The sequence below is a fragment of the Stenotrophomonas sp. SKA14 genome (assembly GCF_000158575.1).
GTDB classification, from domain to species: domain Bacteria; phylum Pseudomonadota; class Gammaproteobacteria; order Xanthomonadales; family Xanthomonadaceae; genus Stenotrophomonas; species Stenotrophomonas forensis.
In genome coordinates, this window is record NZ_DS999412.1 from 49104 (window position 1) to 63064 (window position 13961).

General features: G+C 67.6%; 14 protein-coding genes. 7 read left to right on the top strand and 7 right to left on the bottom strand.

Going from position 1 to position 13961, the window contains the following annotated elements; all coding sequences use genetic code 11:
• Positions 1-7: 7 nt before the first annotated feature.
• Positions 8-913, top strand: coding sequence for an SPOR domain-containing protein (locus SSKA14_RS00310; RefSeq protein WP_008266685.1), 906 nt, complete (start codon positions 8-10; stop codon positions 911-913).
• Between the two features lie 127 nt (positions 914-1040).
• Here the strand turns inward: SSKA14_RS00310 and SSKA14_RS00315 are convergent, their stop codons facing one another.
• Positions 1041-1793 carry an SDR family NAD(P)-dependent oxidoreductase gene (locus SSKA14_RS00315; RefSeq protein ID WP_008265780.1) on the bottom strand — a complete coding sequence of 251 codons (753 nt, stop codon included), beginning with the start codon at positions 1791-1793 and terminating at the stop codon, positions 1041-1043.
• A gap of 113 nt (positions 1794-1906) precedes the next feature.
• Between SSKA14_RS00315 and SSKA14_RS00320 the strand changes: the two genes are divergently transcribed.
• Positions 1907-2374 carry a DUF1456 family protein gene (locus SSKA14_RS00320; protein ID WP_008265228.1) on the top strand — a complete coding sequence of 156 codons (468 nt, stop codon included), beginning with the start codon at positions 1907-1909 and terminating at the stop codon, positions 2372-2374.
• Here the strand turns inward: SSKA14_RS00320 and SSKA14_RS00325 are convergent.
• A complete protein-coding gene (locus SSKA14_RS00325) occupies positions 2343-3230 on the bottom strand; it encodes a LysR family transcriptional regulator (RefSeq protein WP_008268218.1) in 888 nt (295 codons plus the stop codon). The two genes, SSKA14_RS00320 and SSKA14_RS00325, sit on opposite strands and share 32 nt — an antisense overlap.
• A gap of 50 nt (positions 3231-3280) precedes the next feature.
• Here SSKA14_RS00325 and SSKA14_RS00330 point away from each other — a divergent pair, with 50 nt between their 5' ends.
• A complete protein-coding gene (locus SSKA14_RS00330) occupies positions 3281-4522 on the top strand; it encodes an MFS transporter (protein ID WP_050413322.1) in 1242 nt (413 codons plus the stop codon).
• On the opposite strand, the gene SSKA14_RS00335 is transcribed toward SSKA14_RS00330, so the two are convergent.
• Entirely contained in the window at positions 4519-5217 is a 699-nt protein-coding gene (locus SSKA14_RS00335) for a TorF family putative porin (protein WP_008268222.1), read from the bottom strand. The two genes, SSKA14_RS00330 and SSKA14_RS00335, sit on opposite strands and share 4 nt — an antisense overlap.
• A gap of 179 nt (positions 5218-5396) precedes the next feature.
• Here SSKA14_RS00335 and SSKA14_RS00340 point away from each other — a divergent pair, with 179 nt between their 5' ends.
• A complete protein-coding gene (locus SSKA14_RS00340) occupies positions 5397-5786 on the top strand; it encodes a DUF6165 family protein (protein ID WP_008267220.1) in 390 nt (129 codons plus the stop codon).
• 6 nt (positions 5787-5792) lie between these two features.
• Here SSKA14_RS00340 and SSKA14_RS00345 read toward each other — a convergent pair whose 3' ends face one another.
• Together SSKA14_RS00345 and SSKA14_RS00350 are read right to left on the bottom strand one after the other, a co-directional pair.
• Positions 5793-6470 (bottom strand): response regulator transcription factor, encoded by a 678-nt coding sequence (locus SSKA14_RS00345; RefSeq protein WP_040006605.1) that lies wholly within the window; start codon positions 6468-6470, stop codon positions 5793-5795.
• A 197-nt stretch (positions 6471-6667) separates the two neighbouring features.
• Positions 6668-7240, bottom strand: coding sequence for an Ax21 family protein (locus SSKA14_RS00350; protein WP_008268412.1), 573 nt, complete (start codon positions 7238-7240; stop codon positions 6668-6670).
• A 237-nt stretch (positions 7241-7477) separates the two neighbouring features.
• On the opposite strand from SSKA14_RS00350, the gene SSKA14_RS00355 reads away from it, so the two are divergent.
• Entirely contained in the window at positions 7478-9853 is a 2376-nt protein-coding gene (locus SSKA14_RS00355; protein WP_008266433.1) for a prolyl oligopeptidase family serine peptidase, read from the top strand.
• 91 nt (positions 9854-9944) lie between these two features.
• The gene (locus SSKA14_RS00360; RefSeq protein WP_008267337.1) at positions 9945-10304 is read left to right on the top strand and encodes a DUF1428 domain-containing protein; all 360 of its coding nucleotides are present in this window, start codon (positions 9945-9947) and stop codon (positions 10302-10304) included.
• 15 nt (positions 10305-10319) lie between these two features.
• Here SSKA14_RS00360 and SSKA14_RS00365 read toward each other — a convergent pair whose 3' ends face one another.
• Both SSKA14_RS00365 and SSKA14_RS00370 read right to left on the bottom strand, forming a co-directional pair.
• A complete protein-coding gene (locus SSKA14_RS00365) occupies positions 10320-11000 on the bottom strand; it encodes a hypothetical protein (RefSeq protein WP_040006607.1) in 681 nt (226 codons plus the stop codon).
• 107 nt (positions 11001-11107) lie between these two features.
• Positions 11108-11995 (bottom strand): hypothetical protein, encoded by an 888-nt coding sequence (locus tag SSKA14_RS00370; protein WP_040006608.1) that lies wholly within the window; start codon positions 11993-11995, stop codon positions 11108-11110.
• A 490-nt stretch (positions 11996-12485) separates the two neighbouring features.
• On the opposite strand from SSKA14_RS00370, the gene SSKA14_RS00375 reads away from it, so the two are divergent.
• Positions 12486-13919, top strand: coding sequence for a Do family serine endopeptidase (locus SSKA14_RS00375; protein ID WP_008265882.1), 1434 nt, complete (start codon positions 12486-12488; stop codon positions 13917-13919).
• Positions 13920-13961 lie beyond the last annotated feature (42 nt).

The window sequence follows — 13961 nt, forward strand, 5'->3', positions numbered from 1 at the left end:
AGTACTCATGGCAGCACGACGCGGCAAAAGCCAGGCACGACGCAACAGCGGCAGCCAGGGCACACCCGGATGGGTGTGGCTGGTCGCCGGTGTGGCCATTGCTGCGGTGGTGTTCCTGGCGGCGCCGAACCTGTTCAAGGGTGAAGGCGATGGTTTCCTGCGCGCCGGCCCACAGCCGAACCCGAACGCGCAACCGGCCCCGGTCGCCGATGCCGACAGCGATGTCGGCACCCAGCCGGCCGCGCAGCCCGCCACGCCGAAGCCGGCCGAAGCGGAAAAGCCTGCCGCCACCCAGTACGACTTCTACACCCTGCTGCCGGGCAAGGAAGTTGAAATGTCCGACGCCGAACTGGCCGCCAGCGCGCGCGCCGAGGACCAGCGCCGGGCCAAGGCCGAGGCGCAGCGCGCGCAGGCCGCACTGGAAGGCAAGCCGGTACCGCCGGCTGCGGCCACCGCACCTGCACCGGCAGCCACCGCCAGCGTCGCCAGCACCGCGCAGGTGACCGCCACCAACCGTCCGCTGCCGGCTCCGCTGAGCGAGCGTCCGGCCGCGGCAACGCCGCCGGCCAGCACGCCGCCGGCATCGACCAGCACCGCCGCTGCCACGCCGGCCGCGCGCGCGGAAACCGCACCGGCAGCCACCAGCACCGCGGCCACTGCCGCACCGGCCGCGGCGGACAACGCCCGCTACATCCTGCAGGCCGGCGCGTTCGGTGCTTCCGGCGATGCCGAAGCCACCAAGGCCAAGCTGGCGATGATGGGCCTGGCCGCACGCGTGGAGTCGGCGCAGATCAACGGCAAGACCGTGTACCGCGTGCGCATGGGGCCGTATGGCAGCGCCGGCGAGCTGTCCGAGGCCAAGCAGAAGCTGGATGGCACCGGTCTGCAGGCGATGGCGATCAAGGCGCAATGAGCCTTCGGGCCTGAACGGAAAAAGCCGGGCATTGCCCGGCTTTTTTTTGCTTCCGTAGCGTCGAGCCATGCTCGACTGCCGTTCAAAAACAGAAGAGCAGTCGAGCAAGCTCGACTCTACAAGGGCTTCAGCCTTCGCGGGCTACCTGGAAACCGGCGAACGACTGGCTGACCGGCATCAGTTCCAGGCGATTGATGTTCAGGTGCGGCGGCAGCGTGGCCACCCAGAAGATCTGTTCGGCGATGTCCTCGGCGGTCATCGGGTTGGCGCCACTGTACAGCTTGTCCGACGCGTTCTGGTCGCCGTGGGTACGCACTACGGTGAACTCGGTTTCGGCCATGCCCGGTTCGATCGTGGTCACCCGCACGCCGGTGCCGTGCAGGTCCGAGCGCAGGCCCAGCGAGAACTGGCTGACAAAGGCCTTGGTACCGCCGTAGGCATTGCCACCCGGGTACGGATAGACGCCGGCCACCGAGGAGATGTTGATGATCGCGCCCTTGCGCTCCACCAGCTGCGGCAGCAGGCGATGGGTCAGGGTCACCAACGCGGTGATGTTGGTGTCGATCATCGTGGTCCAGTCCGACAGCTTGGCGCCCTGCGCCGGCGCGGTGCCCTGCGCCAGGCCGGCGTTGTTGACCAGCAGATCAATCTCGCCGAACGCGGGGGGCAACGCCAGCAGGGCCGCTTCCATCGCCACCGGATCGCGGATGTCGAAGGCGGCGGCATGCACCACGTCCTTGCCATAGCGCTCGACCAGCGGCTGCAGGCGCTCGCTGCGACGGCCGGTGGCGATCACCTTCCAGCCAGCCTGGGCGAAGCGGTGGACGGCGGCGGCGCCGAAGCCGGAGGTGGCGCCGGTAATCAGGACGGTGCGGGTCATGCAGGCAACTCCGTGGGGACCAGACCCCCATTCTGGCACCGTCAGCCGGGGCTTGCGTTGCCGGATCGGCCAGATCCGGCCCCGCCTGTCGGGGTGACCGGTACAATTGGGCCATGATCAACAACGATGTCCTGCGCAGCGTGCGCTACTCCCTGGACCTGGGCGACCACCACGTGGTGACCCTGTGCCAGATGGCCGATCCGGCGTTCGCCGTGGATACCGAACAGGTCAAGGCCTGGTTGCGCCGCGAGGATGAAGCCGGCTTCGAAGCAATGAGCGACAGCGCGCTGGCGCACTTCCTCGATGGCCTGATCGTGCACCTGCGCGGCCGCGACGAGAGCCAGCCGCAGCGTGCGGTGGAAACCCGCATCGACAACAATCTGGTGCTGAAGAAGCTGCGGGTGGCGTTCCAGCTGCGTGACGTGGACCTGATGGAGATCTTCGCCAGCGCTGGTTTCAAGGCATCCAAGTCGGAAGTGGGCGCACTGTTCCGCCAGCCCGGCCATGCCAACTACCGGCGCTGCCTGGACCAGATGCTGCGCAATTTCCTCAAGGGCCTGAGCCTGCGCCTGCGCGGCTGAGCACGGCTTCGACGAACGCGCGCGCGGCCGGCGTCGGCACCCGCTGCCAGACCAGGTGCACGCGGCGGGTCGGGGTGGGTTGCAGCGGAATCTGCACCACGCCCTCGAAACCGTCGGCAATCAACGCCGGCACGATGCCGACCGCCAACCCGTGGCGGACGAAACGCTCGACCAGTTCCATCAGGTTGACCTCGAAGCGCACCGTGTGCGGCAGTCCCGCAGCAGCGAACGCATCATCGGTCTGGCGGCGCGCGCCGGTACCGCGCGGGAAGTCGACCAGTGCCTCATCCTGCAGTTCGGCCAGGGGCAGCCGCTTGCGTCTGGCCAGCCGGTGCGACGGCGCCAGCACCGCCACCAGATCCTCTTCCTGCAGCATGCGGTGGCAGACGCCGTCCAGGGCCGCCGACGGCGCCAACCCGACCAACGCCACATCCAGCTCGCGCGACTGCACCTGCGCGATCAGCACTTCACTCTTTTCCACCCGCAGCTGGAACTCCACCTGCGGGTGCGCCTGCTGGAAGGCGGCCAGCATCGCCACCACATCGATGTCGGTGAGCGACGAAATCTGACCGATCGCCAGCAGCCCGCGTACTTCACCACTGACGGCGGCCACGTCGGCGCGCAGGTGGCGCAGGCTGGCCAGCACCTGGCGCGCGTGCACCAGCAGCGCCTCACCCGCGGCGGTCGGGCGCACCTGGCGCGGCAGGCGCTCGAACAGCGGCGTGCCCAGTTCCTGCTCCAGGTAGGCAATCTGGTGGCTCAGCGCGGACTGCACCACGTGGCAGCGCTCCGCGGCACGGGTGAAGTTACCCTCCTCGGCCAGGGCCACGGCGAATTCGAGCTGCTTGAGATTCACGCAACCATCTCATTTCCAGATGACAGGGATGATGATGATTCATTTCCATCATGACTGCAGCAGGCGGACACTGTGCACCCCGCTTTCTGGAACATCGCGTGAGCCCCACTCTCCCCCCACTGCATCGCTGGCAGGTGCTGATGATGTCGGTCGCCACCGGTGTCGCGGTGGCCAGCAACTACTACGCGCAGCCACTGCTGCACACCATCGCCGATGCCTTCGGCGTGCCGTTCGGCCAGGTCGGCATGGTGGTCACCGCCGCGCAGCTGAGCTACGCGGCCGGACTGATCCTGCTGGTGCCGCTGGGTGACCTGTTCGAGCGCCGCCGCCTGATCGTGGTGATGAGCCTGCTGTCGGCGGGCGGCCTGGTGATCAGCGCCTGCGCACCGTCGCTGACCTGGCTGCTGGTGGGTACCGCGATCACCGGCCTGTTCTCGGTAGTGGCGCAGGTGCTGGTGCCGTTCGCCGCCACGCTGGCGGCGCCGGAGCATCGGGGCAGGGTGGTCGGCACGCTGATGAGTGGCCTGCTGCTCGGCATCCTGCTGGCACGCACCGTGGCCGGCCTGCTTTCAAGCCTGGGTGACTGGCGCCTGGTGTATGCGATTGCCGCCGGCACGCTGGTGCTGACCGCGCTGGCGCTGCAGCGCGGGCTGCCGCGTTTCCATCACAGCGCCGGCCTGGGCTACTTCGCGCTGCTGCGCTCGATCGGCATGCTGTTCGTACAGGAGCCAGTGCTGCGCCAGCGCACCCTGCTCGGTGCCTGCAGCTTCGCCATGTTCGCGATCTTCTGGACCCCGCTCGCCTTCCTGCTGGCACAACCGCCGTATGAGTACAGCGATGCCACCATCGGCCTGTTTGGACTGGTCGGTGCCGCCGGTACGCTGGCCGCGGGCCTGGCCGGGCGCATGTCCGACCGCGGGCAGACCGGCCGCGCCACCGCCATCGCACTGGTGCTGTTGCTGCTGTCATGGCTGCCGCTGGGGCTGTCTGCACACTCGCTGCTGGCACTGCTGGTCGGCGTGGTGGTGCTGGACCTGGCCGCGCAGCTGCTGCACGTCAGCAACCAGAACCTGATCTATGCATTGCAGCCTGCCGCACGCAACCGGCTCAATGCCGGCTACATGACCGGCTACTTCATCGGCGGTTCGCTGGGCTCGCTGCTGTCGGCGCAGGTCTACCAGCGCTTCGGCTGGACCGGCGTGTGCGTGGCCGGTGCTGCGGTGGCGGTGCTGGCCCTGCTGCTGTGGCTGCCCGGCGCGCTGCGCGCGCGCCAGGCTGCGGCGTCGAACTAGAAGCTGCCCTGCAACGCCAGCTCCCAGCGTCCACCGGCATTGCCCGGGAACAGGCGCTTGGCCGCGCTGTCGGTGTCGTGCACGGTGGCGCGCAGCTCCCAGGCGGGCGTCAACGTGGCAATCGCACTGAGCTGGCCATGCAGGTAATCCGGCCCCTGCGCGGAGGCCAGCCAGTACTGGCCTACCGCCGCTTCCAGGCGGACCCGCTCGTGCAGCGGCACCCGTACGCCCAGCTGGGCATAGGTACCGCGGTGCCCCCCAGCCAGCGCGTCGTTGGAGTGCGCGAGCTGCAGCCAGGCGCGCTGCTTCCAGGTCAGCGTGGTGTTGAGTTCGGTCCAGTCCAGCGCGCGACCGGTGCCCGGGTACACATAGCGGGTCAGGTTGGCATCCAGCGCCCAATCCGGCGCGAGCGTGCCGGACCAGCCCGCCACCAGGTCGAACTCGCTGCGCGCGCCATTGTCCGGCCTGAACGAAACGTTCGAGCCCCACACGCTGGCGTACCAGCCCGATGGGATGGCTGCTTTCGCACCCGCCTGCACCGCCGGGTCACCATCGCTCTGCGAGCTGCCACGCCACACGTAGTCGCTGGTCAACGCCGCGCTGCCACTGACCTTTACCTGGGCCTGCGCGCTGCCGATTCCGAGCAGCCCTGCCAGGGCGGCCACCACGGCCGCCATCATCCCCTTGCTGTTCACTGCACTGTTTTCCTCGTCGAAGGCGGTCGTGCCGCCGGGACGGCAGTGTCGAGGGCCGGGCCGTAACGGATCGAGGGTGTTGCCCGGCCCGCAGCGCAAATTCGGCGTAAATCCCGTGGATCAGCGGCGCTTCGATACGGGCGCGTTATCATGGTGGCCTGTTTCCAGGAACCAACCGCGTGGACGCCATCCTGACCCCGGTATCGATCGGCGAGCTGATCGACAAGATCACCATTCTCGAGATCAAGGCCGAGCGCATCGACGATGCCGCCAAGCTGGCGAATGTGCACACCGAGCTGGATGGCCTCCTGCCACTGCTGCAGCAGCAGCTGCAGGCACAGCCGGCGCTGGACGCGCTGAGGCAGCAGCTGAAGGTGATCAACGAGCGCATGTGGGATATCCAGGACCAGCTGCGCGACAAGGAAGCGGCCCAGGTGTTCGACGAGGCGTTCATCCAGCTGGCGCGCGGCGTCTATGGCACCAACGGCGAGCGCGTGCAGGTGAAGAACGAGATCAACCGCGTGGCCGGTTCGGCGCTGGTGGAAGAGAAGCAGTACCAGGGCGAGTAAGCCCCCTCATCCGCAATCGAGCAGGTGGCGGAAGCGGAACAGGTCGCCGTCGCCGCGGATGCCGAGCTTGCGGTAGGCCGAGGTCTTCTGCGAGCTGATCGTGCTGGCCGAGCGCCCCGATCGCAGCGCCATTTCGCTGGTGCTGACCCCTTTCAGCACCAGGCCAAGCACTTCGCGCTCGCGGCGGCTCAACGGCGCCAGCGCCGGCGCCGGCGCGCTGCGCGCCCGCGATGCGTTCAGTTCCGCACGCAGCTCCGGTGGCACGAAGCATCCTCCGCGGGCCACCACGTCGATCGCATGCAGCAACACATCCGGCGCGGTCGACTTGGACAGGAAGCCACGCGCGCCGGCACGCATGCTGCTGGTCACCGTGCTGGCGTTGCAGTGTGCCGACAACACCAGCACCGGCAGCGCCGGCCAGCGTTGCGACAGGCGGCGCAGCAGGGCCAATCCATCGCCCAGGTCGCCCATCGGCAGCGCATCGATCAGCAGCAGGTCCACACAGGTCGGGCTGCGCTCCAGCAGCTGCAGCAGATGCGCCTCGCTGGAAAGGCTCACCCGCACCTGCACGCCACTCTGCTGCCGCAACAGCACTTCCACGCCCAATCGCAGGACCGGATGCGGGTCCAGCAATGCCAGGCGTTGGGGCCGGTCAGGAAGCAGGGGCGGAAGTGCGGGGGGCATGGGGGCATGTCCAGCAACACGGGACATCCACGGTAGAACGGAGCCGGCAGCGGCGGAATCCAATTCCTTGCAATGCCCGGCCTGCGCGCCTCATCAGTCAGATGGCATTCCGTTTTGCGCCATCGCAAACGCAACAGGCCCGGCAGAAGCCGGGCCTGTCGAAGCGTTTCCAGCGCGCGATCGCGCCGGGGCAGCAATTACCAGCTGAAGCGCGGGCCGACGGTGTATTCCTTGTCGCCGTGACGGTTCATCTTCAGCTCGCCGTTCAGGCCCCAGTTCTGGTTCAGCTTGACCTGACCACCCAGGCGGCCGTACCACTGGCCATCCGGATTGACGCCGTGCTTCTTGGCGTAGTCTTCGTAGCCGACCAGGCCATAGACTTCGGCGTGGGCGCCGAAGGCAGTGCGGACACCGGCTTCAGCGCTGTAGCCGTTGAAGTCCAGACCGTGCTTCTGGTCGAGCTTCTGGTAGGCAACGCGGGCAACGAAGTCGGTCGACGGAGCGATTTCAACGTTGTAGCCGGCACCGATCTTCCACTGGTCCAGCTTGATGTTGGTGTGGTCGAATTCCTGGCGGCTGTACTCACCGAAGGCATGGAAGTTCGGCAGGAAGCCGTAGGAACCCTTCACGCCCCAACCGTCGGACTTGAACGCATCGTTGTCGGTCTTGGCGTAGTTGGCTTCGGCGTAGTTGTAGGACAGGTTCTCAGCGGCCGAAGCGGTGAACGGCAGGGCAGCGGCCAGGGCCAGAGCAATCAGCGAATTCTTCATGGGGGTACACCTTTACTTTCTTATGGTGTGCAGCAGCGCCAGGGCGCCATCGCATCGGGAATGTAAATTCTCCGTTATTCGCCACAACGCTCCCTGAAAACAGCGGTCTTCGCATTGCTGAATTTTTTGCCTTGATTCAGGCTCTCTCTGGCATACGCGCGCGCCGCGCGTGCATTTGTGATCCCTCGACGATTGCAACAGGAGGTTGCCTTGCGCCTGCCCGACCCGCTTCAGAGGATGGTTCGCGCGACCGTGCTGGCCAGCGCTGCGCTGTTTTCCCCCACGCCTGCACATGCGCTGCAGGCCAGCGACTACCAACGCGCCGAACGCGTGCACGACAGTCATCTGCGCGGTGCACTGCGCAACGCGTCGGTCCTGCCGAACTGGCTGCCCGACGGGCGCTTCTGGTACGAGCGCGAAGACGCGCAGGGCCGGCGCCAGGCCGTGCTGGTCGATCCGGCAACGGCCCGTCGCCAGATCCTGTTCGAGCCCACCGCGCTGGACACAGCGGTGGCCCCCTTCGCTGCCAGCGGGCCACGCCTGCGCCTGGCCAGCGTGCAGGCGGTGGACGCTGGCCTGCGCCTGCGTTTCAGCGGCGAGGTGCCGATCGATTGCCAGTGGCCACGCTGGCAATGCGCGCGCGCGCAGGATCTGATGCCGCCGGCCGACGCACTGCCTTCGCCCGTTGGCGATGCATGGCTGCAGGTGCGCGACCACGATCTATGGCTGCACTCGCCTGGAACCGTGGCACGCGCACTGACGGCCGGCGGTGAACCCGGCCATGGCTATGGCGTGCTGCCGGACTTCGCCCTGCGTGGCATTCCGCGCCGGCAGGGCCGGATGCCGATGCGGCCGTTCGCGGTCGGCTGGTCACCGGATGGCCGCTACGTGGCCGGCATCCGCTACGACGAGCGTGCCCTGCTGGACTATCCCTATCTGGAAAGCACGCCCGCCGACAGCGCGCGCCCGCACGTGCATGCGGTGAAGCTGGGCGTGCTGGGTGATGCGCAGCAGGTACGCGACAGCCTGTTCGTGGTGGATACCCGCAGCGGTCAACAGCACGACATCGCGCTGCCCGAGGGCTGGAACACGCTCAGCGAAGCCGGCGTGCTGGGCTGGGAGGGGGGCCGGTTGTACGCGGTGATCGCGCACTTCGGGACGCCACGGCGCCTGCGCCTGGTGGAGATCGAAGCCGACAGCGGTGCAGTGCGCACTGTACTGGAGGAAGCCAGCGACACCCGCCTGCAGCTCAACGTGTATTCGTACAACCGACCGGCCGTGGCGATCCTGCCCGGGCAGGACACCGCCGTGTGGTTCTCGCAGCGCGACGGCCGCGGCCACCTGTACCGGGTGCGGCTGTCCGACGGCAAAGTGCTGCGCCAGCTGACCCGTGGCCCCTGGGTGGTACGCGACCTGCTGGGCGTGGACGGCGCAGGCGGTTGGGCCTACTTCAGTGCCGGCGGCGTGGACGGTGGCGACCCTTATGTGCGTGGCCTGTACCGGGTATCGCTGCAGGGCGGGCCGATCCAGCGCCTGGCCGCCGATGGCAACGACCACCTGGCCGATGCCGGCACCGGCGCGCTGTTCGGCGGGCGCGCGCCGCAGGCGCTGTCGCCTGGCGCTGGCTATCTGGTGGATACCGTCTCCGGTCTCGACCAACCACCACGCACCGTGCTGCGGGCCAGCGATGACGGCCGTGAAGTGATGGTGCTGGAAACAGCCGATGACAGCGCGATCGTTGCGGCAGGCTGGCGCGCACCACGGCGCGAGCGGCTGCTGGCCGCCGATGGGCGCACGCCGATCTTCGCCACCGTCTACCTGCCCCGTGACTATCGCGATGATGGCAGCTTCCCGGTGATCGACGCGATGTACGGTGGATCCTTCATCAGCAACGCACCGGTCAGCTACGCCGAGGCGGTGTCTGCCTTGAACCCGGTGTCACGCGCCAGCCTGGCCGAACTCGGCTTCGTGGTGGTCAGCATCGATGCGCGCGGTACCGGCGGCCGCGACAAGGCATTCCATGACGTCAGCTTCCTGCGCGCCGCCGATGTGCAGCTGGATGACCATGTGGCGGCGCTGCGCCAGCTGGGCGAACGCTACCCGGGCATCGACCTGCAGCGGGTCGGCATCTATGGGCATTCGTTCGGTGGCTACAGCGCGGCGCGCGCCCTGCTGCGCTACCCGGCGTTCTACAAGGTGGGCGTGGCCTCGGCCGGCAGCCACAATTTCCAGGGCATGTATGGTGGCGCCCTGCACGGCATGGACCGGCTGTTCGGCGGCGTGCTGCCGGCTACGGCCATGGCCGATGGCGTGCCGGCGCCGTTTGCCGGACTCGACAATGCCGCGCTGGCCGGCAACCTGCGCGGGCATCTGCTGCTGGTCTATGGCGAACTGGACGAGAACGCGCCACCGGCACTGACCCTGCAGCTGGCCGCCGCCCTGAACAAGGCCCAGCGCGAGTATGACCTGCTGTACCTGGCCCGCCAGGACCATGAGTTGTTCCGCAACGACGCTACCTACACGCACCGCATGTGGGACTACTTCGTGCGCCACCTGGCCGGCCGGCAACCGCCGGATACGATGCTGGCGCCGCTGCCCGGTGGCCCGGGCTGAACAGGCATCGCCAGGGTGTCGATCCACGCCGCCCTGGTTCGTCGGGTACTTGAAGGCCGTGCATGCGGCACGGTCCATCCGGAGGCAGGCAATGAGCTACATCGATGGTTTCGTCATGGCGGTACCCACCGCCAACAAGGAGAAGTTCCTCGCCCACGCGCGCAGCGGCGACGTGGTGTTCATCGAATACGGTGCCCTGCGCGTGGTCGAGTGCTGGGGTGACGACGTGCCACGCGGCAAGACCACCGACTTCTTCGGCGCAGTGAAGGCCACGCCGGATGAGACGGTGGTGTTTTCCTGGATCGAATGGCCGGACAAGGCAACCCGCGACGCCGGCATGCAGAAGATGATGGAAGATCCGCGGCTGGATCCGGCGAAGAATCCGATGCCGTTCGACGGCGCGCGGATGATCTTCGGCGGCTTCGTGCCGATCTACGAACTTACGCCCTGAAGCGTGCGGGCGCGCTCAGCGCGCGTCCGTGTCATCGCTGGCAGCGGCATGGCCGGCGCCCAGTGCGGCGCCGGCACCCAGGCCCATGCCGGCCCCCATTCCGCCGCCACCGCCACCGCCGCCTCCACCGGAACGACCGCCCTTGGCCTCGCCGTCATTGCGGCCCTTGCCGCTGGCGCCGGGCCGGGTCGGCCCCTGCGGCGGAATCTGTAGGCCGGCCGGGATCGGCGCCAGGTCCAGCGCTTCGCGCACGAAGTCACGCAGCGAGATCACCAAGTCGTGGGTGTGCACCGGCCGCCCCTGTGCCAGTTCGTTGGCGGCGCGCGCGGCCAGGCGCACCTGTTCGTCGGTGCCCAGCAGCAGGATGTCCGACAGTGCCGCCTCGACCGCATCGCGGATGCGGCGGGCGCGGTCCGAACGCGGTTCGGCGATGCCTTCGGCATCTTCGCGCTGGCGCAGGTCGCGGCGATGGCTGGGGTCCACCCCCAGTTCGCCGGTGAACGAACCGCCCAGGGTCTTGTAGGCGGCCATCAGCGTGCGCAGCCGCTCATTGATCTGCCGGTTCTCGCGCTCGCGACGCTGCTGCAGGGTCTGCATCACCAGCAGGCGGATGCCCACGCCGAGCAGGGTGATCAGGACCAGGCCGGCCAAGGTGGACAGCACGCCCTGCCAGGAACTGAAGTCGATACCGCGCATGCTCGGCACTCCGGCGGGAAGAGCCTGCATCTTGCCCCAGGCCATGTCCCAGAAACGCGAAAGGCCCCACCACCCGGAGGGTGGCAGGGCCTTCGGTCACGGCGCGATTACTTGCGCTTGGCGACCTTGCGCACGGCCTTCTTGGCCGGAGCCTTCTTGGCGGCGACCTTCTTCAGCGGTGCAGCCTTCTTGGCGACCGTCTTGCGGGTGGCGGCAACTTTCTTGCCAACCGCCTTCTTGGCGACGGCGGTCTTCTTGCCGACGACCTTCTTGGCCGCAGCGGTCTTCTTGCCGACGGCCTTCTTGGCAACGGCCGCCTTCTTGCCGACAACCTTCTTGGCCGCAGCGGTCTTCTTGGTGGCGACCTTCTTGGTGGCGGCAACCTTCTTGCCGACAACCTTCTTCGCAGCCACGGCCTTCTTGCCGGCGACCTTCTTGGCGGCGACGGTCTTCTTGGCCACAGCCTTCTTGGCGGTGGCGACCTTCTTGCCGACCACCTTCTTGGCGGCCGCGGCCTTCTTGGCAACAGTCTTCTTGGCCACGGCAGCCTTCTTGGTGGCGGACTTCTTCACGGTGGCGACCTTCTTGCCGGCAGCCTTGGTGGTCTTCTTGGCAGCAGCGGCCTTCTTGGTCACCGCCTTGCCCGCAGCGGCCTTCTTCTTGGCCACTTCCTTCTTCAGGGCAGCGGCTTCGGCCTTGGCGTTCTTCTTGGCCGCTTCCAGCTTCTGCTTGGCCTTGGCAACGGTCTTGCCGACCGACTTGGCAGCCTTCTCGGCCTTCTTGGCAACGGTCTTCTCGACCTTGGCCACGGCCTTCTTGGCCTTGGCAACGCGGGTACCGGCAGCCTTGGTGGCGCGCTTGACGGTCTTCTTGACCGACTTCACGGCGTCTTCGGCGGCGTGGGCGATGGTCTCGCCAACATTGGTGGCGGCTTCTTTGACGTTCTCGACGGCGTCGGTCACGACCGACACACCATTACCATTACCGTTGCTCATGTTGCCCTCCTGGGGGCCTTTAGTATCAAAACGGGGCGATGCTATACCGACATTGACGATCGTGGAACGGGGCACACGCCGACAATCGCATCTGCTGCGACGGCAATGGTGTAGCCAGGCACGGTCGCCAGCACGACTGCTTTGCAGCAAACCCCTTTTTTTAAGGACTGCGCCACACGCGCCACACGCAGGATGGGCAGCACCGCAGTGGCCGGCACCGATGCGCTGATCCGCGCAGGTTGTGGCGCATTGCGGCACTCGGTTGCGCGGAACTGCGCAGGTATCCGTCTGTGTCCAGCTCGCGGTCGGCCACCTTCGGCAGTGCACGCATCGCTGCCATGACGGTCGCTTTGGCCTCGCCGCCGGCATTCGGATCCGCCTGCCGGGCACGCGGTTTTCATGGCGCATTTATCCAGATCGCGACACACTCATTCAGCTTGTTTTACCGTAGGGCCGAACCGCCCCCACCCACGCCTGCGAACCGACGCCCATGCGACCGCTCCCCACCCTGCTCACGCTCGCAATCGCCGCTGCCTTCGGTGGCTTCGTTGCCACCGGGCTCAATGCCCACCTGGACAACCGCGCCGATGCCGCACCGCTGCCGGCGGTGTTGCCGACCACCGCCGCATTGCCGGCCTCGGTCGCCGGACAGGCGGTGCCGTCGCTGGCGCCGATGCTGGAGAAGGCGATGCCGGCGGTGGTCAGCGTCAACACCAAGCAGGTGGTGCGCGTGCGCAACCCCTTCTTCAACGACCCGTTCTTCCGCCGCCTGTTCCCGGACATCCCGCAGGAACGCATCAATGAATCGCTGGGCTCGGGTGTGATCATCGACGCCAAGGAAGGCCTGGTGCTGACCAACCACCATGTCATCGACAATGCCGATGACGTGCAGGTGACGCTGGCCGACGGGCGCACGGTCAAGGCCGAATTCCTTGGTTCGGACCGCGATACCGACATCGCGCTGATCCGCATTCCGGCGCAGAACCTGACCGACATCAAGCTGGGCAACAGCGACCAGCTGCGGGTGGGCGACTTCGTGGTGGCCATCGGCAATCCGTTCGGCTTCAGCCAGACGGTCACCTCCGGCATCGTCTCGGCCGTGGGCCGCAGCGGCATCCGCGGCCTGGGCTACCAGAACTTCATCCAGACCGATGCGTCGATCAATCCGGGCAACTCCGGCGGCGCGCTGGTCGACCTGCAGGGCCAGCTGGTCGGCATCAATACCGCCAGCTTCAATCCGCAGGGCAGCATGGCCGGCAACATCGGCCTGGGCCTGGCGATTCCCTCCAACCTGGCGCGCAGCGTGGTCGACCAGCTGGTCAAGCATGGCGTGGTGGTGCGCGGCACGCTGGGCGTGGAGAGCCAGAACCTGACCGCGCAGATCGCGCAGGGCCTGGGCCTGGGCGAAAGCCGCGGCGCGCTGATCACCCGCGTGCTGGCCGGTTCGGCCGCCGCGACCGCTGGCCTGAAGCCAGGCGACGTGGTGGTGTCGGCCAATGGGCAGCGCGTGGACAGCGCCGAGGCGCTGCACAACGTGGAAGGCCTGGCCGCGGTCGGCAGCCCGCTGACGCTGGAGGTGCGCCGCGAAGGCAAGCCGTTGCAGATCAAGGCGACGCTGAAGGAGCAGGCACGTGCAGTGACCGGCGACAGCCTGGACCCGCGCCTGGGCGGCGCCACCTTCGTCGACCTGCCCGAATCGCTGCGCCAGTCGGGCGTTGGCGGCGTACTGGTCAGCGAGGTCAAGCGCGGCAGTCGCGCGGCCAGCAACGGCCTGCAGCAGGGCGACATCATCACCGACGCCACGGTGGGTGAATTCGCCGACCTGGCCAGCTGGCGTGCCAACTTCCAGCAGCGCCCGCCGACCCTGGTGCTGCGCGTGCTGCGCAACAACGGCCAGCAGCAGGGCCAGCTCGTGATGCGCTGATCGCCCCGCCGTAACACCCCCTATACCCCGGCAATGCTATTG

What these genes read in the sequence shown, in the direction of transcription:
- SSKA14_RS00310 (WP_008266685.1), top strand. Translation starts at nt 8, where the DNA reads ATGGCAGCACGACGCGGCAAAAGCCAGGCACGACGCAACAGCGGCAGC.
- SSKA14_RS00315 (WP_008265780.1), bottom strand. Translation starts at nt 1,793, where the DNA reads ATGACCCGCACCGTCCTGATTACCGGCGCCACCTCCGGCTTCGGCGCC.
- SSKA14_RS00320 (WP_008265228.1), top strand. Translation starts at nt 1,907, where the DNA reads ATGATCAACAACGATGTCCTGCGCAGCGTGCGCTACTCCCTGGACCTG.
- SSKA14_RS00330 (WP_050413322.1), top strand. Translation starts at nt 3,281, where the DNA reads ATGACTGCAGCAGGCGGACACTGTGCACCCCGCTTTCTGGAACATCGC.
- SSKA14_RS00345 (WP_040006605.1), bottom strand. Translation starts at nt 6,470, where the DNA reads ATGCCCCCCGCACTTCCGCCCCTGCTTCCTGACCGGCCCCAACGCCTG.
- SSKA14_RS00350 (WP_008268412.1), bottom strand. Translation starts at nt 7,240, where the DNA reads ATGAAGAATTCGCTGATTGCTCTGGCCCTGGCCGCTGCCCTGCCGTTC.
- SSKA14_RS00355 (WP_008266433.1), top strand. Translation starts at nt 7,478, where the DNA reads ATGGTTCGCGCGACCGTGCTGGCCAGCGCTGCGCTGTTTTCCCCCACG.
- SSKA14_RS00360 (WP_008267337.1), top strand. Translation starts at nt 9,945, where the DNA reads ATGAGCTACATCGATGGTTTCGTCATGGCGGTACCCACCGCCAACAAG.
- SSKA14_RS00365 (WP_040006607.1), bottom strand. Translation starts at nt 11,000, where the DNA reads ATGCGCGGTATCGACTTCAGTTCCTGGCAGGGCGTGCTGTCCACCTTG.
- SSKA14_RS00370 (WP_040006608.1), bottom strand. Translation starts at nt 11,995, where the DNA reads ATGAGCAACGGTAATGGTAATGGTGTGTCGGTCGTGACCGACGCCGTC.
- SSKA14_RS00375 (WP_008265882.1), top strand. Translation starts at nt 12,486, where the DNA reads ATGCGACCGCTCCCCACCCTGCTCACGCTCGCAATCGCCGCTGCCTTC.